Origin of the sequence: Paenibacillus paludis, assembly GCF_042610515.1 — a bacterium.
Lineage (GTDB): Bacteria > Bacillota > Bacilli > Paenibacillales > Paenibacillaceae > Paenibacillus_AQ.
Window position 1 is genome coordinate 250,234 of the sequence record NZ_JBGJZP010000004.1, and the last position, 22,972, is coordinate 273,205.

20 protein-coding genes and 1 pseudogene are annotated in these 22,972 nt (G+C 50.3%); 14 read left to right on the forward strand and 7 right to left on the reverse strand.

Annotated elements, in window-relative coordinates:
• Window positions 1-140 precede the first annotated feature (140 nt).
• The 10 genes from ACAN56_RS09915 (at window position 141) to ACAN56_RS09960 (ending at window position 11,098) form a co-directional block, all read left to right on the forward strand.
• A complete protein-coding gene (locus tag ACAN56_RS09915) occupies window positions 141-1,082 on the forward strand; it encodes an alpha/beta hydrolase (RefSeq protein ID WP_379142417.1) in 942 nt (313 codons plus the stop codon).
• A gap of 503 nt (window positions 1,083-1,585) precedes the next feature.
• Window positions 1,586-3,118 (forward strand): HD domain-containing phosphohydrolase, encoded by a 1,533-nt coding sequence (locus ACAN56_RS09920; protein ID WP_379142419.1) that lies wholly within the window; start codon window positions 1,586-1,588, stop codon window positions 3,116-3,118.
• 215 nt (window positions 3,119-3,333) lie between these two features.
• Entirely contained in the window at window positions 3,334-3,717 is a 384-nt protein-coding gene (locus tag ACAN56_RS09925; protein WP_038585316.1) for a NusG domain II-containing protein, read from the forward strand.
• Window positions 3,701-4,264 carry a Gx transporter family protein gene (locus ACAN56_RS09930; protein WP_038585320.1) on the forward strand — a complete coding sequence of 188 codons (564 nt, stop codon included), beginning with the start codon at window positions 3,701-3,703 and terminating at the stop codon, window positions 4,262-4,264. Before ACAN56_RS09925 ends, ACAN56_RS09930 begins: the two co-directional genes overlap by 17 nt.
• 18 nt (window positions 4,265-4,282) lie before the next feature.
• Window positions 4,283-5,149 (forward strand): ATP-binding cassette domain-containing protein, encoded by an 867-nt coding sequence (locus ACAN56_RS09935; protein WP_379142422.1) that lies wholly within the window; start codon window positions 4,283-4,285, stop codon window positions 5,147-5,149.
• Window positions 5,125-6,024 (forward strand): energy-coupling factor transporter ATPase, encoded by a 900-nt coding sequence (locus tag ACAN56_RS09940; protein ID WP_379142425.1) that lies wholly within the window; start codon window positions 5,125-5,127, stop codon window positions 6,022-6,024. The genes ACAN56_RS09935 and ACAN56_RS09940 overlap by 25 nt, the downstream gene beginning before the upstream one ends.
• Entirely contained in the window at window positions 6,017-6,808 is a 792-nt protein-coding gene (locus ACAN56_RS09945; RefSeq protein ID WP_038585328.1) for an energy-coupling factor transporter transmembrane component T family protein, read from the forward strand. The genes ACAN56_RS09940 and ACAN56_RS09945 overlap by 8 nt, the downstream gene beginning before the upstream one ends.
• An 18-nt stretch (window positions 6,809-6,826) precedes the next feature.
• Complete coding sequence (locus ACAN56_RS09950) at window positions 6,827-8,752, forward strand: peptidase U32 family protein (RefSeq protein WP_076113710.1); 1,926 nt, start codon at window positions 6,827-6,829, stop codon at window positions 8,750-8,752.
• Between the two features lie 144 nt (window positions 8,753-8,896).
• Window positions 8,897-10,195: an aspartate aminotransferase family protein gene (locus tag ACAN56_RS09955; RefSeq protein WP_379142427.1), complete on the forward strand. Its 1,299-nt coding sequence runs from the start codon at window positions 8,897-8,899 to the stop codon at window positions 10,193-10,195.
• 18 nt (window positions 10,196-10,213) lie between these two features.
• The gene (locus ACAN56_RS09960) at window positions 10,214-11,098 is read left to right on the forward strand and encodes a UbiA-like polyprenyltransferase (protein WP_038585336.1); all 885 of its coding nucleotides are present in this window, start codon (window positions 10,214-10,216) and stop codon (window positions 11,096-11,098) included.
• Between the two features lie 846 nt (window positions 11,099-11,944).
• On the opposite strand, the gene ACAN56_RS09965 is transcribed toward ACAN56_RS09960, so the two are convergent.
• The 4 genes from ACAN56_RS09965 to ACAN56_RS09980 form a co-directional block, all read right to left on the reverse strand.
• Window positions 11,945-12,925 (reverse strand): polyprenyl synthetase family protein, encoded by a 981-nt coding sequence (locus tag ACAN56_RS09965; protein WP_379142430.1) that lies wholly within the window; start codon window positions 12,923-12,925, stop codon window positions 11,945-11,947.
• Between the two features lie 17 nt (window positions 12,926-12,942).
• The gene (locus ACAN56_RS09970; protein ID WP_052091770.1) at window positions 12,943-13,395 is read right to left on the reverse strand and encodes a hypothetical protein; all 453 of its coding nucleotides are present in this window, start codon (window positions 13,393-13,395) and stop codon (window positions 12,943-12,945) included.
• A 244-nt stretch (window positions 13,396-13,639) separates the two neighbouring features.
• Complete coding sequence (locus ACAN56_RS09975; protein WP_038585341.1) at window positions 13,640-15,520, reverse strand: FAD-dependent oxidoreductase; 1,881 nt, start codon at window positions 15,518-15,520, stop codon at window positions 13,640-13,642.
• Window positions 15,521-15,569: 49 nt separating this feature from the next.
• Window positions 15,570-16,478 carry an FMN-binding protein gene (locus tag ACAN56_RS09980; protein WP_379142433.1) on the reverse strand — a complete coding sequence of 303 codons (909 nt, stop codon included), beginning with the start codon at window positions 16,476-16,478 and terminating at the stop codon, window positions 15,570-15,572.
• Between the two features lie 446 nt (window positions 16,479-16,924).
• Between ACAN56_RS09980 and ACAN56_RS09985 the strand changes: the two genes are divergently transcribed.
• From ACAN56_RS09985 to ACAN56_RS09995, 3 genes are all read left to right on the forward strand, one after another.
• Window positions 16,925-17,128, forward strand: a complete 204-nt coding sequence (locus ACAN56_RS09985; RefSeq protein WP_038585347.1) for a CsbD family protein — start codon at window positions 16,925-16,927, stop codon at window positions 17,126-17,128.
• 327 nt (window positions 17,129-17,455) lie between these two features.
• Window positions 17,456-18,853, forward strand: a complete 1,398-nt coding sequence (locus ACAN56_RS09990; RefSeq protein ID WP_379142435.1) for an ATP-binding protein — start codon at window positions 17,456-17,458, stop codon at window positions 18,851-18,853.
• Between the two features lie 118 nt (window positions 18,854-18,971).
• Window positions 18,972-20,246, forward strand: a complete 1,275-nt coding sequence (locus ACAN56_RS09995) for an MFS transporter (RefSeq protein ID WP_379142437.1) — start codon at window positions 18,972-18,974, stop codon at window positions 20,244-20,246.
• A gap of 133 nt (window positions 20,247-20,379) precedes the next feature.
• On the opposite strand, the pseudogene ACAN56_RS10000 reads toward ACAN56_RS09995, so the two are convergent.
• The 3 genes and pseudogenes from ACAN56_RS10000 to ACAN56_RS10010 all read right to left on the reverse strand — a co-directional run.
• Window positions 20,380-20,550 (reverse strand): annotated as a pseudogene (locus ACAN56_RS10000) (zinc ribbon domain-containing protein); the annotation flags it as partial.
• A gap of 108 nt (window positions 20,551-20,658) precedes the next feature.
• Window positions 20,659-21,621, reverse strand: coding sequence for an IS200/IS605 family element RNA-guided endonuclease TnpB (gene tnpB, locus ACAN56_RS10005; RefSeq protein WP_489685695.1), 963 nt, complete (start codon window positions 21,619-21,621; stop codon window positions 20,659-20,661).
• Window positions 21,622-21,794: 173 nt separating this feature from the next.
• A complete protein-coding gene (locus ACAN56_RS10010; protein WP_076111852.1) occupies window positions 21,795-22,127 on the reverse strand; it encodes a helix-turn-helix domain-containing protein in 333 nt (110 codons plus the stop codon).
• A 136-nt stretch (window positions 22,128-22,263) separates the two neighbouring features.
• Between ACAN56_RS10010 and ACAN56_RS10015 the strand changes: the two genes are divergently transcribed.
• Window positions 22,264-22,971 carry a lantibiotic protection ABC transporter ATP-binding protein gene (locus tag ACAN56_RS10015; protein ID WP_379142442.1) on the forward strand — a complete coding sequence of 236 codons (708 nt, stop codon included), beginning with the start codon at window positions 22,264-22,266 and terminating at the stop codon, window positions 22,969-22,971.
• The last annotated feature ends 1 nt before the right edge of the window (window position 22,972 follow it).

Genomic DNA, 22,972 nt, shown 5'->3' on the forward strand with positions numbered 1-22,972 from the left:
TTTAGATTTCAATCCATCTGTTATACGTACATTTCTCGCAGGCGAGGCTACCATGTTATACTATGCAGAAATCATTGCGGAACCCGCATGATTGTGACTGGAGTATCCCACAGCTACGAGAAGGAAAGGTGAGAATATTCATGTGGAGTGTAATTATACTGGCGATTATTATCGTCATTGCCGGAGGATTGACCTATGCGGGTTTCTTTTTCTATGGAGTGGCGATCCATCGGGCTCCTAAGGAGTTTTTGGCGACTTCACCCGCGCTGAAGGTAGATCCGCCGGTGGCCGGAGCATCCTGGGGAGAAGGGGCGGAGTGGATCGCCCGGCAGAGCTTCCGGAATGTCGACATGAGCTCAGAGGATGGACTAAAGCTGCGGGGTTATTATCTGCCGTCAGAGCGGGCAGCCGGACGTACAGCAATCGTTGCCCACGGCTATTCCGGCAAAGCCAAGGATATGGGGGCCTACGCCAAGATTTATTATGAAAACCTGGGCTATAATGTGCTGATTCCCGATGCCAGGGGACATGGTGAAAGCACAGGCAATTACATAGGATTTGGTTGGCCCGAACGCCGGGATTATGTAAAGTGGATCGAATACATCATTGAAGAGAATGGGCCGCAGGCGCAGATTGTGCTGCATGGGGTGTCTATGGGTGGAGCAACGGTGATGATGACCGCGGGTGAAGAGCTTCCGCCGCAGGTGAAGGCGGTTGTTGCCGACTGCGGGTATAGTTCGGTCAAAGCACAGCTCTCTTATCAGCTCTGGCGGATGTATCATCTGCCAAGCTTTCCCTTCGTGCAGATTGCCAGTCTGATTACCCGGCTGAAAGCAGGCTATTTCTTCGGTGAGGCATCAGCGCTGAAGCAGGTGCGTAAGGCACGGGTGCCGATCCTGTTCATCCATGGTGATGCCGATAAGTTCGTACCCTATGCCATGATGGACAAAGTGTATCAGGCATGCCGCAGCCCCAAGGACAAGTTTGTAGTGCATGGCGCAGGGCATGGGCTTGCGTATGACACGGATAAGGCCGGATACATCGGCAAAGTAAGCCAGTTTGTTGCCCGTTATGTACATTAGTTCCGGATAAACCCCTAGAAAGTAGACGCGCCCGATCTCCGCAAGCTGCGGATATCGGGCGCTTATATGTTCCACATATGGCGGCGTTCCTTGCAACGGGGAACGGTACGTCCATATCTTCTCGTATATTTAATCCCCCGCCGTTTGTGAGCGAAACGGGTGTCGTAATTCCCTGTTATTTCCAGCAGCCGTATGGCGAGAATAATCCTTCCAAAACGACAAAAGCCCTACCTCTCTTTTGTCCTTGCGGCTCCGTGGCCGCGCCAGTGTGAATCGGAATGCTATGTTCGAATTTAGTCTCATAAAAAGGAAGAGTCATGCAAGAAAACGTAAGATTTTGTGTCCAAAATGCCGATAATAAATAGAAAGTAACCAATCGGCCTGACATCTTCTTGATGGGGATGTATATACACGAAAACAAATATTACTTTATTATATCACGAAGTATATAGTAATGCAAGTAGAACATAAGCAGCAGGGTAAGGCTGGAAATGGGGGAACAGATGAATATATACGGGGTGTTTTTGAAGAAGCAAATCAGAAATTATTTTTTTGGCTCCGTGATTGCCGTGCTGGCGGTGGGAAGCCTGTTGCTGCTCTCTTCGCTGGAGATAAGTGCGGTGGAGTATTCCCGCCTGCTAATCGTATTGCTGCTCTCTTTTTCAATTATGGCAATCACGGAAGTCAGTGTGTTCATGAATCAACTCAAACCGATACGGACTGCAATGAAAGAACAGCGGCCTACGCTGGCCATGCTGGAGGAAGCTTATCTCTATACCCATCGAATGCCCAGAAATGCAGTACAGCGGATTCTAGGCCCGCATCTTCTCGGGTTATCCTTGCCGGCGGCCCTAATGACCTTCTGGATGATTCACACCGGATTAATCAACCTCCCTTATTTCTATCTGCTGCTGGCCATGGTCGGGGCGACTCTGGTGGCGTGCATGCATGCGCTGATCGAATTTTTCCTGACCTGCTCGGCCATTGTTCCGCTAATCAAAGAATTCAGAAACCGGGCTTTGGATATGTATAATGTGGATTTCTCGCTGGAAGGGCATGTATTTGTAGCCATCCGCCCAAAATTTCTGATCAGCTGCATGCTGATCGGGACGTTTCCGCTGTTTCTTTTCATCATGGCAACACATATCCGCATGGACAGCCTCAACAGCAGTTCACTTGCCGGCTTGCAGAGTTATTGGGCTTGGGCAGGGATGGTGCTGATGGTAGGTACATTATTCTCCTCCATTGCCGCCTGGCTCCTGACTAACAGCGTTCAACACCCGATCAATGAACTATACAAGGCAATGAATAACGTCAAGGACGGGCGCCTCTTGCAGGTGCAGGATGAATATTCCGATGAATTTTCCAAGCTGGTGGCCGGGTTTAATATGATGGTGCGGGGGCTTCAGGCCCGGGAACAGCAGAACAGACAGCTTCTGGACAGCTACTTCACCACGCTTGCCGTAGCTCTGGATGCGCGTGATTCCTATACTGCGGGACATTCATTGCGGGTGGCGGAGTACTCGGTCATTATTGGACAATTGGCGGGGCTGACGGGCCAAAGGCTCGATGACCTGCGGAAATCAGCTCTGCTGCATGATATCGGCAAAATCGGTGTGCCCGACAATGTCCTGTTTAAAGAGGGAAATCTTACAGATGAGGAATTTGATCAGATTAAGAGCCATCCGGTGCTTGGGGAAAATATTTTGCGGCAGATTGAGCCTGTGGAGAAGATGGCGCCCTACATAAGTGGAGTCCGCTCACATCATGAGCGTTACGACGGCAAAGGTTATCCGGATGGCCTTGTCGGAACGTCCATCCCGCTGCATGGCAGAATCATTGCTGTAGCCGATGCCTACGACGCTATGACATCGGACCGCCCCTACCGGAAAGGGATGGATCATGAGCGGGCGCTGGCTATTCTGGAACAGGGCAGAGGAAGCCAGTGGGATCCTGAATTCGCCGGGTTATTCCTGGCATACTTCGGGAAGGCGGCAAGTTCAGAAGAAGCGGATGTTCCCGGAAGGGCGGGGTGAAACGGGCTGGCAGGGTGTTGCTTGCTGTTTATCCTAATATTTCTTGCGGAAGCGGATACCATCCAATTTATGGAGGTATCCGCTTCTCGTTGCGTGCCTATTTTGTGAACTGGTCTTTAAAACCGACAATTAACGACTACATTCATTGAAGGATTGAGGGTAGACCGTTATAATTATTAAGTCTGGATTTTAATTAAAAAATAAGGGAGAATTTTATGAAACGCGCAGATGTGCTGCTGGTTTCCATCGTGCTCATTGCCGCTCTCGCTTTTCTTGCACCGAGGTGGTTTTCAGACGATAAAGGCGGCCCGGGGAAAAATCTTGTGGCCAATATAATGGTGGACGGCAAGCTGTTCAAGACGGTTCAGCTTACAGAGGAAGATCAAACGGTAGAAGTCCGTACCGATCGCGGGTATAACATTTTAAAAGTGCATGATTATGGTATTGAAATGTATGACGCCGACTGTCCCGACAAGGTATGTCTAGGTTTTGGGTTTATTACCTTGCCCAAGCAGACGATCGTCTGTTTGCCGCACAGGGTATTAGTAGAAATTGCAGGCGCGTCGGGAGGAGATGAAATAGATGCCTATGTCCAGTAGTGAATCTTCAACGGCCCTGAAAAGAACGGTGATTGTAGCGCTCTTTGCCGCAGTGGCGGTTGTGCTAAGTATTATGGAAGCCCAGATTCCACTCGCAGGGATGGGGCTGATGCCCGGTGCCAAGCTGGGATTTGCCAACATTATGATTTTGACCTGCATTTATTTTTTGCGCGCACGTGACGCATTTGTACTTGTAATCCTCAAGACCTTGCTTACCGCATTTTTGCTGGGTACCTTCTCAAGTCTGCTGTTCAGCTTATTTGGCTCTTTGTTCAGCTTTGTAGTCATGTACCTGCTCGTCCGGTTTGGCGGGAAAAGACTCAGTGTCATTGGGATCAGTATTGCCGGCGGACTGGCCCACAACACAGGGCAGCTGCTCGCCGCTTCCATAGTGTTGAAATCATCGAGCACGTTCTACTACTTTCCGATGCTGCTGATTACCGGAGTGGTAACAGGGATTGTCGTCGGTTTCGCGGTGCGTTATGTGGTAGCCTCGTTATCCAAAATATCGCTGTTTGAAGAGTTCTTGGGCGGAACGGGTCACTAGCTGGGAAGGATGACTAACATGAATGAATTTAACAATGAGCTGGAAGCTGGAGCGGAACCGCCAGTGATCTCACTGGCAGGCGTATCGTTTGGATATAACCCGGAGCACCCGATCCTCCAGAATATTACACTGTCTATCCAGCAGGGGGAATGGGTAAGCATCGTGGGACCGAACGGCTGCGGAAAGTCAACGCTGGTCAAGCTGCTGAATGCCCTGCTGCCTAAAAGTGCCGGAGAGATCTTCATCTGCGGCCATAAACTGCAGGAAGAGAATATTGGAACGATCCGTCAGTGCATTGGCATGGTGTTCCAGAACCCTGACAACCAGTTTATCGGGGCAACAGTAGAGGAAGACATCGTATTCGGCCTGGAGGGGCTGTGTTTACCCTACGCGGAGATGGAGGAACGGCTGAAATCCTATGCCATGAAGCTGGGGATCGGCCATCTGCTGGCCAAGCATCCCGGCGAGCTGTCGGGAGGCCAGAAGCAGCGGGTCGCCATCGCCTCCATTCTAGCCATGAAGCCAGGCATCGTCATCTTTGACGAGGCCTCTTCCATGTTGGACGAAGGAAGCCGGAACGAGCTGATGGGCATTTTGCAGGATATGCGCGCGGAAGGGAACTATACCCTGCTCATGATCACACATGATGCCGATGAAATCCTGGCCTCGGATCGCGTGCTGGCCCTGCACGGGGGCGGACTGGCGGCAGATGTAACCCCTGCGGAATTGTTCCGGAATGAAGAGCTTCTGGAGAAGTGCCACCTGCGGGAGCCGTATCCTTGGCGGCTTGCCCGTGAACTGCAGAACCTGGGGATCAAGGTGGATGTTCCCGCCAGTGAAAAGGAGCTTATAGAGACATTATGGCCATACAACTACAACAAGTAAGCTACACCTACGCGGACCGGAGCCTTTGGAGGCAGACAGCGCTGCACGGGATTAATCTTAACATCCCCAGCGGATCGATGGTGGGCATTGCCGGGGCAACCGGCTCGGGAAAATCGACACTTCTGCAGCTGTTCAACGGAATTCTGAAGCCGACGGAGGGGACGGTCAGTGTCCTTGATGTAACTATCCGCGCCGGCGAGAAATCTCCGAAGCTGCTTCCGCTGCGCCGCCGGGTCGGTCTGGTCTTTCAGTTTCCCGAGCAGCAGATGTTTGAGGAGACGGTAGAGAAGGATCTGTGCTTCGGCCCGCTTAACTTTGGCATGAGCCTTGAGGAAGCCAAGGAGCGCACACGCAAGGCGATGACGGACATGGGGCTGGATCTTGGACTGCTGGAGCGCAATCCGTTCCGTCTAAGCGGCGGACAGATGCGCAAGGCGGCCATCGCTTCGGTGCTGGCCATGGACCCGGATATCGTTGTGCTGGATGAACCGACAGCGACACTCGACCCGATCAGCCGGGCGGAGCTGATCGGGCTGCTGGAGCGGCTCTGCCGCGAGCAGGGCCGGACGATTATCATCGTGACGCACCGGATGGATGAGCTGCTTCCCTATGCCGACCGCTGGGTCCTGCTTAAGGAAGGCGAGCTGGCTTTTCAGGGCACTAGCCAGGAGCTTGCTGCCGATTCGGATATTCTGGAACGCTGCGGCTTGACGGTGCCGCAGTCGCTCCGCTACTGGCGGGCGGTTGCCGACCGCTTCGGTCTTGCGGGGGAGAAGCCCCGGTTGACCGCGGGCAGCCTCGCCGAGCTGATTGCTTCGCTGCCTGGAGCAGCGGAGGACCCGGGCCTTGCAGGAAAGAGGGATAGCTATGAATGATCGGCTGCTGCTCGGGCGCAGCATTGAGACCGGCTCCTGGGTACACAAGCTGGATGCCCGGGCCAAGATCATCGGGATGATCTTATATTTAGTTGTTATTTTACTGTCGCATTCCTGGATGGCGATGGCGCTGCTGGCCGTATTTTCGATAGCGGTCATGTCATCAACCCGAATATCACTTAAATATTTCGTCAAGGCGGCGAAGCCGCTGCGTTATTTAATGTTGTTTATCTTTGTCGTTCAAGCCCTGACCGTTAAGGAAGGCGATGCGGTTTTCTCTATCGGCTCTTTTTCGCTGCATGAAGGCGGGCTGCGGCTGGCCGCGTTTTCCGTCATTCGCATGTTTTTCCTGATCACCTTCACAGCCTTGCTTACCTTCACTACAAAACCTGCGAAGCTGAACCGGGGTCTGGAGGGCATCCTGACCCCGTTCAAAAAGCTGGGGCTGTCGCCGGAACGGATTACGCTGATGATCAGCATCGCGCTGCGCTTCATTCCGACGATTCTCGACGAATCGCAGATCATCATGAAGGCGCAAGCCTCACGTGGAGCCGACCTGAAGGAGCTGCCGCTTAAGGAAAAAGGGCGGATGCTCGTCTCGCTGCTTGTGCCGGTAATCTCCAGCGCCTTCCGGCGCGCGCAGGATTTGGTCTATTCCATGGAAGCCCGCGGGTTCCGCATGGATGCGCCGCGCAGCCGGTATCACCGCCTCAGGTGGGGCTGGGCCGATACTGTATTTGTCGCTATGTTCATCATCATGGGAGTTGCAGTAGCATTATTGTAATTTTAGGGGGAAACAAAAATGGCACGTTATTTTAATGGTAAGGAAATCGAACTGCTGGCACCGGCGGGAACGTTTGAAATTTTCAAGGAAGTGGTGCAGTCAGGATGTGACGCAGTCTATTTTGGCGGTCCTGTGCTGAACATGAGAATGATGCGTAAAGGCTACAACCTGTCTCATGAGGAGATTATTGAAGCCCTTGCGATCGCCCACAGCCTGGACAAAAAAGTATATATTACGGTAAACAACCTGTTCAGTGAGGATGATGTGGAGGAAGCCAGAGAGTATCTTCGTTTTCTCGACGGAGTTCATCCCGATGCACTGATCGTTCAAGATATGGCTGTGCTGGAGCTGATCCGCGAGATGGAGCTTACGCTTCCGGTTCACGCCTCGGTGATGATGAATGTGCACAATCTGGAGATGGTTTACGCGCTGCGTGATCTTGGGGTAAGCCGGGTGGTGACCTCGCGTGAGATGGATCTGCAGACGGCTAAGCTGCTGGGGCAGCGGAGCGGCATGGAGCTGGAGTATTTCATTCACGGCGATATGTGCTCTGTGCACGGGGCGAACTGCTACTTCAGCTCCCAGGTCTTCGGCATGAGCAGCAACCGGGGCAAATGCATGAAACCTTGCCGCTGGGATTACCGGATCAAGAAAGACGGCTATGTCTTCCCGGCTGAATATCCGCTGGCTGTCAAAGACATGTTCATGTATGAGCATCTTCCGGAGCTGATTGAGTCAGGCATTACTTCTTTTAAAATTGAGGGCCGGATGCGCGACAAAGAGTTCATGGTGATGCTCGCGAACAGCTATGGTGAAGCCATTGACCGTTATATTGAGGATCCAATCGGTTTTGACCGTACCGTAGATACCAAGATGCTGCACCAAAACCGGAAACGTGACTTTTCCACCGCGTATGCTTTTGGCAAGCCGGGACTGGCAAACATCAACCGCCGCTATGAAGGTACAGGCAAATTTTACAGCACAGGCAAAGTATTCAGTACACCTACTGCAGAGCGGGAGCTATCGGTGGACCGGGTAATGCAGCTGCGTGAGCGGCTTGCGGAAGGCAGACGCAGTGAGCAAAGTAAACCGGAGCTTGCAGTACGCGTGAATAATATGGAGCAGGCCCGTCTGGTGCTTGAGCTGGGTGTAGATCATTTATATCTGCCAGGTGATGTATTTGAGCCGGACCGTCCGTTTACGAAGCAGGACATTAAAGAACTTGGCGCCTTAAAAGGAAAGACAAAGCTCTACCTTGGGATGCCGCGGATGATGACGGAGCTGCATTTTGATCAATACGATCATCTGCTGAGCGGGGAACGCCTGCCGATTGACGGGCTGCTGATTACGAACCTTGGAGCGATTCGCCGTTTCGCCCAGACGGGATACCCGATGATCGGGGACGCCAATCTGAATGTATACAATCATCTTTCTGCCGGGCTGTATGCCGGACTGGGATTGGCTAAGCTAACGGTTTCACCGGAAATGACGATGGAGCATTTTGCATCCTTTACCTCCGGCTGCGAGTTGCCGCTCGAAGTTGTCGTTCACGGCACACCGGCGCTGATGTATATGGAGCATGATCTGTTCGAGAATACCGAGGTGATGGAGCCGATTGGTGAAGAAGACAACCTGTATGTAAGCAATGAGGTACTGGTGCTGAAGACGGATAAAGGCGAGAATCCGGTGTATCGTGACCAATATGGCCGCTGCCACCTGCTGTTCTCCAAGGAGCTTTGCTATCTGCCTATGGTGGAGGAGATGAAGGGCCTTGGCATTGCCAGCTTGCGGATTGAAGGAGCGACCTATAGTGTGGAAGAGCTGCGCGGTATTATTAAGGCTTATCAGGCAGCAATCAACGGTTCTTTGGAAAAGGAAGAGCTGCTCGGCGGTTTGAAGCCGGTGTATGCAGGTTATACCCTGGGTTCGCTGCAGTTTAATTGATATTTAAATTTTTAAGGGTTTCTGGATAGCAATTTTAACGGTAAATGCTAGAGTGATAAGTTATTATTTTCACAAACTATTGTGCTGATTTATTTTCCATATTAAGAGAGTTATAGAGGAGCAGCAGAAGGAGAGGGACCATAGATGGAACAACAGCAATTCATTGGAAGAGATGGAGTAGCCGCTAAAAGAAAGCAGTATTTCTATCCCTGCACCGCACACTTTTACCGTGATGCCCCGCAATTGGTGCGCGGAAGCATGCAGTTTGTCTATGATGAGAACGGCAAGCAATATACGGACTTTTTCGCCGGGGTATCCGTCGTGGCCTGTGGTCACTGCAACCCGGCGATTACAGCCCGCACGATCGAGCAGCTTCAGCAGCTCCAGCACACGTCCACGGTCTACCTAACACAGCCGGGTGTCGACTTGGCGGAACGGCTCGAACAGCTGCTGCCGGGGAGCTTGCGCCGGACCTTCTTCGTCAACAGCGGCTCAGAGGCCAATGAAGGGGCTTTGCTCCTGGCCCGAATGCATACCGGCCGCAAAGGGTTCATTGCCCTGGAAAGCGGGCTGCACGGCCGGACTAATCTCACGATGAGCGTCACCGGCCTCCAAATGTGGAGAACCGACAAATATCTGGATGAGGACGTAACGTTCATTACACGCCCGTATGATCCTGAACTTACGCTGGAAGAGGCCGGGGCGCGGTCGCTCCAGAACCTCGAACATGTGCTGCAGGAGAAAGGCAGCCGCATTGCTGCGATGATCGTCGAACCGATTCAGGGCAATGGCGGCATGATTATGCCGGTCTCCTGGTATTTCCGCGAAGTCAAGGCGCTGCTGGACAAATACGGTGTGCTGCTGATTGATGATGAGATTCAGACCGGCTACGGCCGCACCGGAGCCATGTTCGCCATGGAGCATTTCGGTGTGGTTCCCGACATCATCAGCATGGCCAAGGCGCTAGGCAACGGGGTTCCGGTGGCTGCCTTCGCGACTACGGATGAAATTGCCGCCTCGTTGAACCGGCCTTCAGCCTCCACCTTCGGAGGCAATCCTGTCTCGGCGGCTACGGCATTGGCCGTATTGGATTATATTGAGGGCGAGCGGCTGGCGGAGAGGGCGGCAGAGCTTGGAGAGCGGCTGAAGCGCAGTCTGCAGCAGCTGCAGGAGCGTTATCCGGCACTGATCTCCGACGTGCGGGGTACCGGCTTGATGCTGGGGGCGGAGCTGGCTGGCAGCGACGCCGTTCCTGCGGCAGAGCTGACGGACGATGTGCTGGAAGAGATGAAGGACCGTGGCTATTTGATCGGCAAAAACGGTGTAAACCGCAATGTTCTCGCCTTTCAACCGCCGCTGATCGTTACAGCGGAGGATATTGATGGTATGATAAAAGCACTGAATGAAGTGCTGCTTCAAGCCTCACACCCTCACAGGAAATGAAGATAAAGGAAGAATGATATGGTTATATTGAATGCTTTCAAAACCACCGCGCTCAAGCTGAAAATGTTCAGCGAACTGGTTATGTTCTCGCATACGCTCTTTTCACTGCCGTTTGCGATCATCTCGATGGTGTGGGCTGCCGGGGGATGGCCCTCCGGCCATATGATGCTGTGGGGGCTTATTGCCTTAATCGGGGCACGCAACGGCGCGAATGCCTTTAACCGGCTGGTGGACCGCACCTTTGACAAACAGAACCCGCGCACGGCGCACCGCCATCTGCCGCAGCGGCTGCTCGCGGAGAAGGAAGTCATCCTGTTCATTGTCATCAACTACGCGCTGTTTATAGTCGCTGCCGGTATGCTGAACTTGCTTTGTCTGCTGCTGTCGCCAGTGGCCATTGTCCTGATCTCTACTTACTCCTACACGAAACGGTTTACCTTTCTCAGCCATCTGTACCTGGGGTTCGTCATTGCCTCGGCACCGATCGGTGCATGGTTCGCTGTAACAGGAAATATCGCTTTTACGCCGTTTGTGATTGGTACAGTCGTGATGCTCTGGATTGCCGGCTTTGACATCATTTACGGCACCCAGGATATCGACTTTGACCGGCGGCACGGGTTGTGGTCGATCCCCAGCTTCTTCGGACTCGAAAATGCACTGCGGATCTCCAAAGGCCTGCATTTCATTATGATCCTGCTGCTGCTGTTCCTCTATCTCTGGCGTGATCTGGGCTGGATGTATCTTGTGGGCATCGGTATTGCTACGCTGCTCCTGATGGCGGAGCATAAGATCATCAAGCCGTCGAACCGGAAGCTGATGAAGGTGGCTTCTTATAATTTGAATCAGGTGATCAGTATGGTGATATTGCTGTGTACGCTGATTGATTATTTTTATGTTAGCTAGGGGTATGGAGGCGGCGGGCGATTAGGAGAGGCTGCGCTCCGGGGAATGTTTGGACTTCCGGCCGCTGTTATGTTTGGATTTCCTAATTTTGTTCCGCTGTCTGCGGTAGAAATCCAAACATAAAGGCGGGCGCTAACGCTCCTCCAGTTCCAAACTTCCCCTCCGCTCCGCGTCCTAATCCGCCTTGGCACCCCGTAAGGCTAACACAAAAAAACAACATGCCTACCCAGCGGGGGGTGGCAGAAGAGCGCGGAAAGCTTAGGCTGACGCGCTTTTTTTGCGTGGGGAAGGAGGATTCAAAGCAGACAGCTTTCCTTTATTCCTGTATCCGGACTAAGGAGACGCTATTCACCTGATCTTAGCTCATTTTCTTTGCACGCGGACTGGAGAGACCTTGATCCTGCAGGAAGCAGCAAAATGGGCTTCGAAAATGCAATATAACTGCACTACGGTCCGATAGAGCACGGATGTTGAGTTAATTCTCGAAATAACGTCGCTGGAGTCCGGTAGCTAATCACAGCACCACTTTGGATAAAAATGTCCTATCCAGCCCCTGTCTACAACAAAGGGAAGAAGTTGAATATAGGCGAGTGTCACTGCTAAATATGCTCACGGACCACAGTACGCTCAGCACACACGCTGTGCTGCGTTTACTTTTCAGCATAGCAAAAAGGCCAGGTATCCTAATCCAGACCCAGTTTGAGTATGTGAGGATACGAAGAATAGTATGACAGTTGAATACATACAAAAGAGAGCCCGCTGTGGGGCTCTCTTTTGTATGTGGAACATAGTATTTAGGGTAATGGCATACTCCATTCAGCATCCATTGGATCTCTAAGCCGGACTTCAGCGGTCACGTCCCGCGAAGTACTGCAGCAGCGTCTCCAGGTCGGCATTCGCCGGATAGCTGGAAAGCTGCTGCACTATGGCTGAGGCCTGATCCAGGTAATTCTGGCTGACGTCCTCGGTACGGGATAAGGCATCGCTGCGGTTGATCAGCTCCAGTACCTCGGCGACTTCCTTCCCGGATGAGCCGGGGCCGATCCTGCGGATGAGAGGGGCCAGCTCAGGGTCCTGCAGTGCAAAGAGGGTGGGCAGGGTTACCTGACCGTTGCGCAGGTCGCTTCCGGCCGGTTTACCAAGCACCTCGGCAGATTGGGTGAAGTCCAAGAGATCATCCTGGATCTGAAACGACATTCCGAGCGCTTCACCGAAGGCATAGAGAAGATTCGCCACTTCTTCAGTGCTTTCAGCGGACAGTGCGCCTACCCTGAGGCAGGTGGCCATCAGCAGCGCTGTTTTGTTACGCGATTTCTCCAGGTACTGCTCAAACGTCAGATCATAATCGTAGGCATGCTCCATTTGCTGGTATTCACCCAGGCATAATTGAGCGGTGGCTACGGAGGATAGATCATGGACGTAGCGGTTTTTGTCACCTGTGTATTTGCTTAAGAGCTCAATTACGCGGGCGGACATATAGTTTCCGATGTGCACAGCGGATAATACACCGGTTTTGGTATGAAGCGCTGCCCCGCCCCGCCGAAGCTCTGCATCGTCAATGATATCATCATGAATTAAAGAGGCCGCGTGAATAAACTCGGCAGCAGCGGATAATTGCAGCGCTCTGCGGCCTGGGGACTTGCGTCCGAACCGGCTGCCCACAATGACCATCAGCGGACGCAGGCGTTTCCCGCCTGAGCCGATCAGCTCAAGAATACTCTGGGCCAGCTGTGACTTTTTGGGCACATCCCGGTCACGGGCTACAAGGTTTTCAATTTCGCGGTTAATTTCATTAATGTCTATATTCAAGGCTTCATGCAGCTTCATAGTAAGATTCCCACCTGTCAAATGGCTTTGCTTGTGCGGTTCTGCTGCCTTTGCTCTTGGAGAAGGAATTCTTCAATTCCTGCAACCGGATTTTGATCCGTGAAGTCTCCATTTGCACGCCGTATCTGCATTTTTTTGATCGAGGGAGCCAAATATGCAACCAGATCCAGCTCGCGGCATTTCACCGCAAACTGAAGGTAGAAGCTGTATAAGTAGTCTCCATCCAAAATGTTGCGGGTCAGGTCGGGATGATGTGGGACACAATCCATATGGCGCCCTGCCGCCATGGTAAGAATCGTGTAAATACCTAGCAAATGGACTTTGCGGTTATATTCCAGATCATGGCGTTCCAGTACCGGGAGCAGCTGCTCACATTCTGCCGGAGAGAGATGCAACTGAATTCCGGCAATCGGTGACATTTCAGTCTGTAATAGCCGGAAGGTATCTTCAATGAGTTGTTTGTTCACCATATTCTCTCCTTCTTGTCGGTTTTGCCGGAAGAAACCATAACCTTGATTATCCCTACAAAACCATTATTTAAAACAAAGACAGGCGTTTGCTTGAATCATTGCCTGCTTGCTGGAAGCTCAAATACAAATTAGGACGTGAAAGATGCTTTCACCTGTGTAAATAAGGAGAGTAATGTGTCCTAGGGACACATTACTCTTATGAACATCATATTCAACTGCAGCGGTATTTCATTCCTGCCTAACGTCAGTCGGTATACAGATACCATCGCCGGACGAGCGGTATCCTTTTCCACTGCTTTTTGAGCCAAGGAAGAACGTAGTAATCCAGACCGAAGATGCTGCCGGATCCGCCGATTGTGGCGATTGCCGCACCAACATACCAGAGCATTTCCGTCGACGCCATCTTCGTCGACCAGATCATGACGGCCATACCGATGGTAGCGATCGAAGCAATTGCTGTGAACAGACCTACGATAAGCATAATACCAAAGACGATTTCGGCACAAACCATACCGATTTGGAACCATTTAGCCAGGAACGTATAAGTTCCGTCATTGTTGTAGAACATTAGATCCATGAACCAGTTCGTAATATCATATACGAAGCCTGGAACCGGCAAAGCTTCAACCGCTTCTTTGGCTGTCGTAACTGCAGAAGCAGCCGACTGTGCATCTACTGTATCTTTTACAGCATCCACGGCAACGCTGGCCGATGATGCGGCATCTGTAGCGAATGGAGCTGCAGGAATCAGGAAAATCTTATCCGGATCTTCCCATATCTTCTTCATCTTGTCGATACCTTCATACAGCCACATGCCCCCGAGAAGCATGCGGAGCGGAACGAGCCAGAAGTTTGGCGAACGTTTGGAGAAGTGGCCGCCGAGGAAGCTCTTGCGGTTTTCCACATGGAAGAACTCATGCATCATATAAGTCCAGACTTTGTTGAAACCAACAACCTGGGACAGGTAGAACATATTGATAAAGTGTTTGGAGAGCATAGCCATAAAGCCGGTAAGCATAAACAGCTTGCCTGGGAGGCCGACGTTGGCCACACCGTAGCGGCTGCCTATGGAAACCATTGTACCGTGGAAACCTGGTTTGTAAGCCTTCTTGGCAGTTCCTTTGATGTCGGCGGTAATGTTGCCGGCAATAACTGGAGCTGCTTGTTCGGCGTTCTCAACCATTTGCGGTACAGGACGTGTTTCGCCTTCAGGGATGAAGAAGATGTTATCCCCTACAACGTATACGTTCTTGTGGTCTACACTTTCAAGGTTTTCGTTCGTTACAATCCGCTTACGTCCTTGTTGCTGAACTTCAAGGTTGCCAACGATTTCCGAGCCTTCAACACCGGCTGTCCAGACGATGGTCTGTGCGTCCACGATGTTTTTCTCACCGAGAGCCACACTGCCTTTGCCTACCTCGGTGATCTTGGCGCCTGTAACGATTTCTACATTCATCTTGCGAAGGCGGGCTTCTGCTTTCTGGATCAGCTTATCCGGCAGGATAGGCAGAATCTTAGGAGCCATATCGGCTACAATCAGCCGCACTTCAGATGGGTCGATGTAGAACTCTTTGCACAATTCTTCGCGTTGTTCGGCCATTTCCCCAACCAGCTCGACACCCGTAAAGCCGGCGCCGATAATAACGAAGGTCAGCATGGAACGGCGTACAGCCGCATTCTTCTCTTGAGCCGCTTTGGTATACATGTCGCGGATTTGACGTTTGAGCGCAACCGCGTCGTCATAGGACCAGAAGGAGAAGGTATTCTCTTCAGCTCCCGGTATCCCGAAGAAAGTAGGTTTGCTGCCTGTGCCGATTACCAGGTAATCATAAGCATAGGTAGCTTTGTCGGATTTAAGCTTCTTGTTCTTGAAATCAATGTTGCTGATCTCATCAAGAACTACATCTACTTTAAGACCTGCAAAGATTTTCTTCAGATCAATCTTAATTGAATCCTCGGGCGCGCGGTTCGCTGAAACCTCATGCAGCTCAGTCAATAGAGTGTGATAGGGATTCCGGTCGATCAGTTTGATTTCTACATCTTTGTCGTTCTTAAATTTCTTTGCCAGTTTCTTAGCCGTGAGTACGCCGCCGTAGCCGCCGCCCAAAATGACTATTTTCTTCAAGAGAAACTCACCTCATTCGTCTGATTAGCTGCAAGAGGAGTGCGAATTATTATTTCGCGCCTTCGAGTGCTTTTTCTGCCAGTGTAAAGTATTCGCCTACGTGGATGGAAACGCCGGAAATGGCATCTGTTTTGCCTTCGGCATCCAAAGTAGGAGCAGCACCTTTGTTTTCAAGGAAATACTTTTCAGCCAATGCGATTTCTTCATGCCATTCAGCAGAAGCACCGCCGGCTTTCATGCCGTATTTACCGTCTACAGAGAATTGTTTCTTATCGTCGCCAGCAGCATTCAAACCGCTGAATTTAACAGCAACAACATTTCCGTTTGCAACAGTCAGGTCAACTGTGGATTTCCAGCCGGATTTTTTATCCATTTCGCCTTCTGCATGATATCCGCCGTCTTTGTAAGCACCAGCTTCGGCAGGACCGGCAGCAAGTGCAGCTTGAGCAGCAGCGACAAAGTCATTTACATGTACGGATACACCGGAGATTGCATCTGTATGTCCTTCAGCATCAACAGTGATTGCTGCAGGATCTTGTTTTTCGATCAGGTAAGCTTCGGCTTTAACTGCTTGCTCATGCCATTCGGATTGAGCGCCGCCCTTTTCAACCAAACCGTATTTACCATCTTCAGAAACTTTTTTCTTCAGATCGCCTGCATTTTTAACGTTAAAAGCATTCCAATCAGCTTTGGTGATTTTTCCGCCTTCTACAGTCAGCAGGGCGTAAGTTTGCCAGCCGGTTTCTGCATCAGCTTCAATAGTTCCGAAGTAAGTACCGTCCTTGTATTTTCCAGTCTCTGTTCCAGCAGTGTTGCTGCCGGAGTTGGTAGCTGGTGCAGTAGATTCTACAGGAGCATTTGTTGGTGCAGCGTTGTTAGCATCATTGTTGTTGCCACAACCCGCGAGCAGAGTACCGAGTACAAGAGCGCTCGACAAGATTACAGAAGCTTTTTTCATTTGATATGACCTCCAAAAATAGTTTAAAATATATATATTAAAATGTAAAACATTTTAATAGTCGTTGGAAGTGACAAAAATCACTTTATAAATGACATATGTCACGTGTACCCAAGGCTTTAGACCCTAATTGTAGCATTACCTTGACATATATCGGTCAGCATTAGAAAAAAATTTAGACATCTTGTTTCTACTTCGATGGCATTTTAGCACAAGGGAAGAAAATATCATGTGAAAATAATCACTTAACGAACAAAAAAATAATTTACATTTGGATTATATCAATTTTTAAAATATATTGATACCCATTTTAAAAGACTATTATGTGACAAAATACGACTTCATTCCGCAGGCTGTCCAGATTCATATCCGGGGAGCACGGTTAAGTATTTACTAGACATGAGCTTCTAAACGATACCTAAATAAGGCTAAGGAGATGACATGTAATGGATAACAATGTGGTTAAAGGAAAGTGGCTGCAGCTTAAAGGTGAAGCCAAAAAGCAGTGGGGCAAGCTTACTGACGATGATCTTGACGTAATTGACGGCGAGAAGGATAAATTGGTCGGTAAATTGCAGGAACGTTACGGACATACCAAGGATGCCGCAGAGGCGGAATATAACAGCTGGGAGAAGTCGTTCCGCAGCTAGCGGAAAATCAGGCCTCGTCACAGGGTAATCCCATATTCATGAAGAGGCGGTGTCTTATGGACGATTCAGGATGCAGAGATGTGGACACAAGCCGAATATGACCTGGAAGAGCCTACTATAGAGCTGGAAGAGAGCTGAAAGACAGGAGCGCAAATCGCATTTGATTTGCGCTCCTGTTCATTTGCGGTCTTCTTTAATTGTAAGAAACTAGCTTCGCGCACTGTCCGGATATACAGCAATAGAGCTATAGTTTCATGAATTCAATTCGCCACTGTGATAGTATAGATAAGATGTTTGCTATTACGTAAATGATGTAGGAGTGAAGCTATGGAGTATTTGAAAATATTTTTTATGAACACAGCCCTTCTCATAACATTGGCTTATCTGGCGAATTTAATATATAAACACACAATTACATATGCTCCGGAACGGGTTAAAAAGGTTAGTTGGGTGCTGCTGGCTATCTTTGCCGGCTGGATCAGCTCTTTCTTCGGGTACAGACTGGAAGAGCACGTTATCTTTGATTTGCGGTTTGTGCCGCTCATTATTTCTACTCTGGCTTACCCGCATCCCTTCATCCTTATTATTATTGGTGTAGGAACCGGGCTCACGAGGTTAACCTTCGGCATTAATGAAGCAGCAGTGGTAGGAGTGCTGAATTTATCTATCCTGGGTTTCGTCTGCGCGGGCCTGAGCTTCTGGATACGGCGTACCACTACTTCCATGATGAACAAAGGGTTAGTCACTATTATCGTAGTTAACCTAATGAACGTAATCAATATCACCATTTTTGGAGTTATACCTGCCCGGGAATACATAACGGATATTATGCCGGTTACGTTGCCCGCCGGGCTGGGTCTAAGCATACTGTTCGCGCTAATTATCCGTGACTTCCAATTAGAGCTGATGCGTAACGGACAGGTTGTCAGAGCGAATGAGCTGCTCTCTGCCCAGACGGAGGAGCTGCATAAGAATAAGATCGTATTGGAGAAGAGAGCTGAGCAGCTGATGATGGCCTCCCAGTACAAATCGGAGTTTCTGGCTAATATGTCGCATGAGCTTAGAACACCGCTGAACAGTATCATTAATCTTTCACAATTAATAGAAGAAAATGAGGTATCGCTGACTCCGGAGGAAATGGCCGAATATGCCGGGATCATTCACCGTTCGGGGGAGGATTTGCTGACGCTGATCAATGATATTCTGGACATGTCAAAGGTAGAAGCAGGCAAGCTTGATATTCTTAAGGAAGATTTGAATGTCAGTGAAATCCCTGAACTGCTCGCTGTGCAGTTCAGTGTATCAGCCAGACAAAAGGGGCTGGAGTTCAACATCGCACTGCATGATGACGTGCCGCTGGTCATTCATTCAGACCCCCAGCGGGTGCAGCAGATTCTCCGTAACCTGCTCTCCAATGCCATTAAGTTCACAGTGTCAGGGCATGTCTCCTTAAACATCCGCACACTGGAGCGTAAGGAGGGGGCGCTCGAGCGGCGCTGGATTGTTTTTGACGTGGAAGACAGCGGCATCGGAATAGCCGCAGAGAAGCATGATATCATCTTCGAAGCCTTTCAACAGGCGGATCAGACTATTGGAAGGAAATATGGCGGAACAGGGCTGGGACTGTCCATCAGCAATGATTTGGCCAGGCTGCTTGGCGGATTCATCACTTTACAGAGCCAGGAGGATCAGGGCAGTCAATTCTCCCTTTATTTGCCTTTGTAAGGCTCCGCGCTGCGGTGGATTTCTGCTCCAATTTAATTTGTGATTTTGGTGTATTGACAGGACGATGATGCGGAGTAGAATGAAGCAAACGCCGCATCTAAGGAGTGTTAATACCCCCATGAACATCATGAGAAACAGGCTGCCCGGCATTCGTCCAAAGCGTATCCGCAAAGCCTCGGTACAACGCAAGAATCTGCAGATCGCTACATTCGAGGGGATACCGTCTACTATCTTCCAGGTGCTGCTGCAAGGTCAGTTTCTGACCGGCTTTCTATTATATTTAGGAGCCACCTCCAGCCAGATTGGTTTTGTGCTGGCGCTTACTACCCTGGTCAATGTTGCGCAAATAGGTGTAGCCTTTCTGATCCAGAAGCTGCCAAGCCGCAAGTGGGCTATGGTAACTTTTATCGGCTTGCACAGATTGCTGTGGGGTTCAACCGGACTTGTACCGTTCATCTTTCCTAAAGAGCATTGGGTTATTGCATTTATAGTGTTATATACAATCGCTTTCATTGCTAACACGGCGGGTGGTGTGCTGTGGAGCTCAGTCATCAGCGATCTCGTCCCTGCCCGTGTGAGAGGCCGGTATTTTGGCATCCGCAACACCTTCCTGAACGCTTTGGGGAGCCTTGTGATGTATGGCGGCGGGATTGTACTTGACCGTTATCCCGGCGGGCATGGCTTCCTTATTTTATATATCGTGGTATGGATATTCTCTATTTCGAACATCATCGTCTTCTTCTTCTATCCGGATGTGCCTTTTGAGAAATCAGAGGAGAAAGACTTTCTGCCGATGTTCAGGAAACCGCTACATGATACGCTGTTTATGAAATCAACCTTATTTCTTTCCGCCTGGCTGCTGCTGCAGAACCTTACGGTTCCGCTTTATTCCTATGTGATGCTGCAGCTTCTCCATATCAATTATGAGACCTTGTCGCTGCTGAATGTGTCGCAGACCCTCTTTATGATGGCCAGCTTCTACGTGTGGGGCAATTTGAATGCAAAATACAGCAATAAGCGCCTGCTGCTCTGGACGCTGCCGATTATCGCGACATCCTCGCTGCTGTGGGGAATGCTCTCCGTTCTCCCGATGCTGCCGGTTCTGTTTGCGGCCCATATCGTATTCGGCATGGGGGTAGGCGGCTTCAACCAGCTGGCCTTTAACTTCATTATCGGGGATACGCCGAAAAAGGAACGGCCAATGTATATGGCAATGTATGCGGCGCTTACAGGTCTGGCTGCTTTTTTCGGGCCGCTGATCGGGGGCAGAATTTACGAATGGATCGCTGAATGGCCCCGCTGGACGCAGGTCTATGGCATGCAGCTGGTTGTCGGGGTGCTGATGATCGCCCTGGCGCTGCTGCTGGGACGCCGTATTCTCAGAGATGAATAGACTTATCATTTGAATCTCCACCACTTAGCTGACTTGAAGGGGTGGATTCTTGCGAACAGAGGAGCAACCTCCTCTTATGGGCAAGCGATCCCTGCGTTCTCGCAGTTCTACGTTTTATTTTTATAGGTAATAGCTATACCGCTACCTGTTTGATATTATGAGCCGCATTTTCATCCCGATCATGGTGTGTTCCGCAAGCTACACATGTCCATTCTCGAATCGAGAGGTTCTTCACTTCGGGATGGATCGTGCCGCATACGTGGCACTGCTGACTGGTCGGTTCGAAGGTGTCGGCAACCCGGAGTTCGTCCATACCAAGATGTTTTATACGTCAGTTGTCGCACCCATTCGCCCCAGGACGCATCAGCGATGGACTTGGAGAGTTTGGGATTTTGAATCATATTCGCCACATTCAGATGTTCGATGCTGATCGTTTGGCACNGGTTCGTCCATACCAGGATGCTTTATACGTCAGTTGTCGCACCCATTCGCCCCAGGACGCATCAGCGATGGACTTGGAGAGTTTGGGATTTTGAATCATATTCGCCACACGCAGATGTTCGATGCTGATCGTTTGGCACTCACGGATCAGCTTCGTTGTCATCTTGTGGAGAAAATCGTTCCGGGAATTTGCAATGTGTTCGTGAATACGAGCAATGTGTTGCTTGGCTTTCTTCCAGTTGGAGCCCCCTGGTGTGCGTCTTGCCAAACGCCGCTGCCACAGCGCAAGCTTTTTCTCGTATTGACGGTAAAACCTGGGGTTGGCAAAATGCTCGCCGCTTGAGCACACAGCATATTCCTTAAGCCCCAAGTCAATGCCGATATGTGCATCTGCTTGTGGGAGTGGGGTCTTTTCGACCTCGCAAACCAGGGAGACAAAATACTTATCGCTGGCGTTTTGCCGTACCGTAGCGGACAGTATACGACCCTCCCGCTTCCGAGAGTTGGCGAAACGTATCCAGCCGAGCGTGGGAAGCTTCAATCGGCTGCCTTCAATGGCGATATTTCCGTTCGTGAATTTCGTGGTGTAGCTTTGTACTGGATGCTTCCGGCTTTTGAAGCGAGGCGCTTGATTTTGCTTTTTGAAAAAGCGGTCAAAGCTATCTGCCATATGCCGAACGGCGGACTGTAAAGCAATACTATCGACTTCTTTGAGCCAGTCATATTGTGTTTTTAGGACGGGGAGCTGTGTCGCACAGGTCTGATATGACAAACCTTTGCCTGTCTCGGCATAGGTTTGATTCCACTCTTCCAGGAAATGATTGAACACAAAGCGGCAGCAGCCAAACATTCGACGAATGAGTTGCTGTTGCTCGGTATTCGGGTAGATGCGGTATTTATAGGCTTGATGAACGATCATGTGCGACACCCCCATTTGTAGTATTTTCTTACAGTATAGCACGTATGTTCGCTGAATAGTTGAAAACCGCCGATTCCTCTCCGCCTACAGAGGTCGGAGTCTTTTCGGCTTTTGAAGATAAAACCATATCGTCACCCTTTCCTCATTCGTAATTTAACAGCTGGTTAGGCCGCGGCCATACTTTTGTTTCATAATAATTCTTTTAGTACATTTTTAGCCAGCCGTATCTTCTCATCATTGGCATCACGAAGTAAAGCCACAATGTCTTGAATATCGCTCTCTGCTGATGTAACGATGAAATCTTCATCCAGATATGCAAACAACTGTATTAAATTCACTTCAAGGGATTCCGCAATCTTATTTAAATTCAGCAAAGATACGTTTTTCTCCCCACGTTCAATCTGCCCTATGTATGAAAAATGAAATCCGCCTTTCTCACCAAGGGCTTCCTGAGACAAGCCCCGCTCTTTCCGAAGAGCACGAATACGGGTTCCTACGAGCTTTAAGATTTCCTTATCCATTACGGTATTCACCTCTCCATGTCAATCCTGCCCTATGTATAGATTACCTCTTAATTCATCGGGTGTATCCCCCATTATCCTTACAGAATCCTTAGAATCTCCCCTTACACTGTGGAAGTGGAAAGGATGATATAATATGCGGGACATTATTTTAGAAACCCAGAATCTTTGCAAGAGCTTCAAACATCAACCAGCCGTCAACAAAGTAACGTTAGCAGTACCCCGTAACTCGATCTATGGGCTCTTGGGGCCGAATGGCGCAGGTAAATCGACAACGCTCAAAATGATCGCAGGCATGCTGCGCCCCGATTCCGGGAGTATTCGTATTCATGGGCATGAATGGACACGGAAGGATTTAAGTGAAATTGGCGTATTAATTGAGGCGCCACCGCTCTATGAGAATCTGACTGCCAGAGAGAATCTTAAGGTGCGTACGCTTGCCCTCGGACTGCCGCAGTCCCGAATCGAGGAGACCCTCGCCGTTGTGGATTTAACCGATACCGGAAAGAAACGTGCCGGACAGTTCTCCATGGGCATGAAGCAGCGGCTGGGAATCGCGATTGCACTCTTGAACCAGCCGAAGCTGCTGATTCTGGACGAACCGACCAACGGGCTGGACCCTATCGGGATTCAGGAGCTGCGGGAGCTGATCCGTTCTTTTCCCGGGCAAGGAATCACCGTCATTCTGTCGAGTCATATTCTCTCCGAGGTCGAACAGGTAGTGGATCAGATCGGAATTATCGCCGGGGGAGTTCTGGGATATCAGGGAGCCGTTCCCCACGGGCAAGAGCTCGAAGCCTTGTTCATGCAGGTCGCCGCAGCCAACCGAAGGGCTGGTGAATAAC

What these genes read in the sequence shown, in the direction of transcription:
- ACAN56_RS10010 (WP_076111852.1), bottom strand. Translation starts at nt 22,127, where the DNA reads ATGGATAAGGAAATCTTAAAGCTCGTAGGAACCCGTATTCGTGCTCTT.
- ACAN56_RS09965 (WP_379142430.1), bottom strand. Translation starts at nt 12,925, where the DNA reads ATGAAGCTGCATGAAGCCTTGAATATAGACATTAATGAAATTAACCGC.
- ACAN56_RS09985 (WP_038585347.1), top strand. Translation starts at nt 16,925, where the DNA reads ATGGATAACAATGTGGTTAAAGGAAAGTGGCTGCAGCTTAAAGGTGAA.
- ACAN56_RS09935 (WP_379142422.1), top strand. Translation starts at nt 4,283, where the DNA reads ATGAATGAATTTAACAATGAGCTGGAAGCTGGAGCGGAACCGCCAGTG.
- ACAN56_RS09920 (WP_379142419.1), top strand. Translation starts at nt 1,586, where the DNA reads ATGAATATATACGGGGTGTTTTTGAAGAAGCAAATCAGAAATTATTTT.
- ACAN56_RS09930 (WP_038585320.1), top strand. Translation starts at nt 3,701, where the DNA reads ATGCCTATGTCCAGTAGTGAATCTTCAACGGCCCTGAAAAGAACGGTG.
- ACAN56_RS09980 (WP_379142433.1), bottom strand. Translation starts at nt 16,478, where the DNA reads ATGAAAAAAGCTTCTGTAATCTTGTCGAGCGCTCTTGTACTCGGTACT.
- ACAN56_RS09915 (WP_379142417.1), top strand. Translation starts at nt 141, where the DNA reads ATGTGGAGTGTAATTATACTGGCGATTATTATCGTCATTGCCGGAGGA.
- ACAN56_RS09940 (WP_379142425.1), top strand. Translation starts at nt 5,125, where the DNA reads ATGGCCATACAACTACAACAAGTAAGCTACACCTACGCGGACCGGAGC.
- ACAN56_RS09955 (WP_379142427.1), top strand. Translation starts at nt 8,897, where the DNA reads ATGGAACAACAGCAATTCATTGGAAGAGATGGAGTAGCCGCTAAAAGA.
- ACAN56_RS09990 (WP_379142435.1), top strand. Translation starts at nt 17,456, where the DNA reads ATGGAGTATTTGAAAATATTTTTTATGAACACAGCCCTTCTCATAACA.
- ACAN56_RS09950 (WP_076113710.1), top strand. Translation starts at nt 6,827, where the DNA reads ATGGCACGTTATTTTAATGGTAAGGAAATCGAACTGCTGGCACCGGCG.
- ACAN56_RS10015 (WP_379142442.1), top strand. Translation starts at nt 22,264, where the DNA reads ATGCGGGACATTATTTTAGAAACCCAGAATCTTTGCAAGAGCTTCAAA.
- ACAN56_RS09995 (WP_379142437.1), top strand. Translation starts at nt 18,972, where the DNA reads ATGAACATCATGAGAAACAGGCTGCCCGGCATTCGTCCAAAGCGTATC.
- ACAN56_RS09945 (WP_038585328.1), top strand. Translation starts at nt 6,017, where the DNA reads ATGAATGATCGGCTGCTGCTCGGGCGCAGCATTGAGACCGGCTCCTGG.
- ACAN56_RS09925 (WP_038585316.1), top strand. Translation starts at nt 3,334, where the DNA reads ATGAAACGCGCAGATGTGCTGCTGGTTTCCATCGTGCTCATTGCCGCT.
- ACAN56_RS09960 (WP_038585336.1), top strand. Translation starts at nt 10,214, where the DNA reads ATGGTTATATTGAATGCTTTCAAAACCACCGCGCTCAAGCTGAAAATG.
- ACAN56_RS09970 (WP_052091770.1), bottom strand. Translation starts at nt 13,395, where the DNA reads ATGGTGAACAAACAACTCATTGAAGATACCTTCCGGCTATTACAGACT.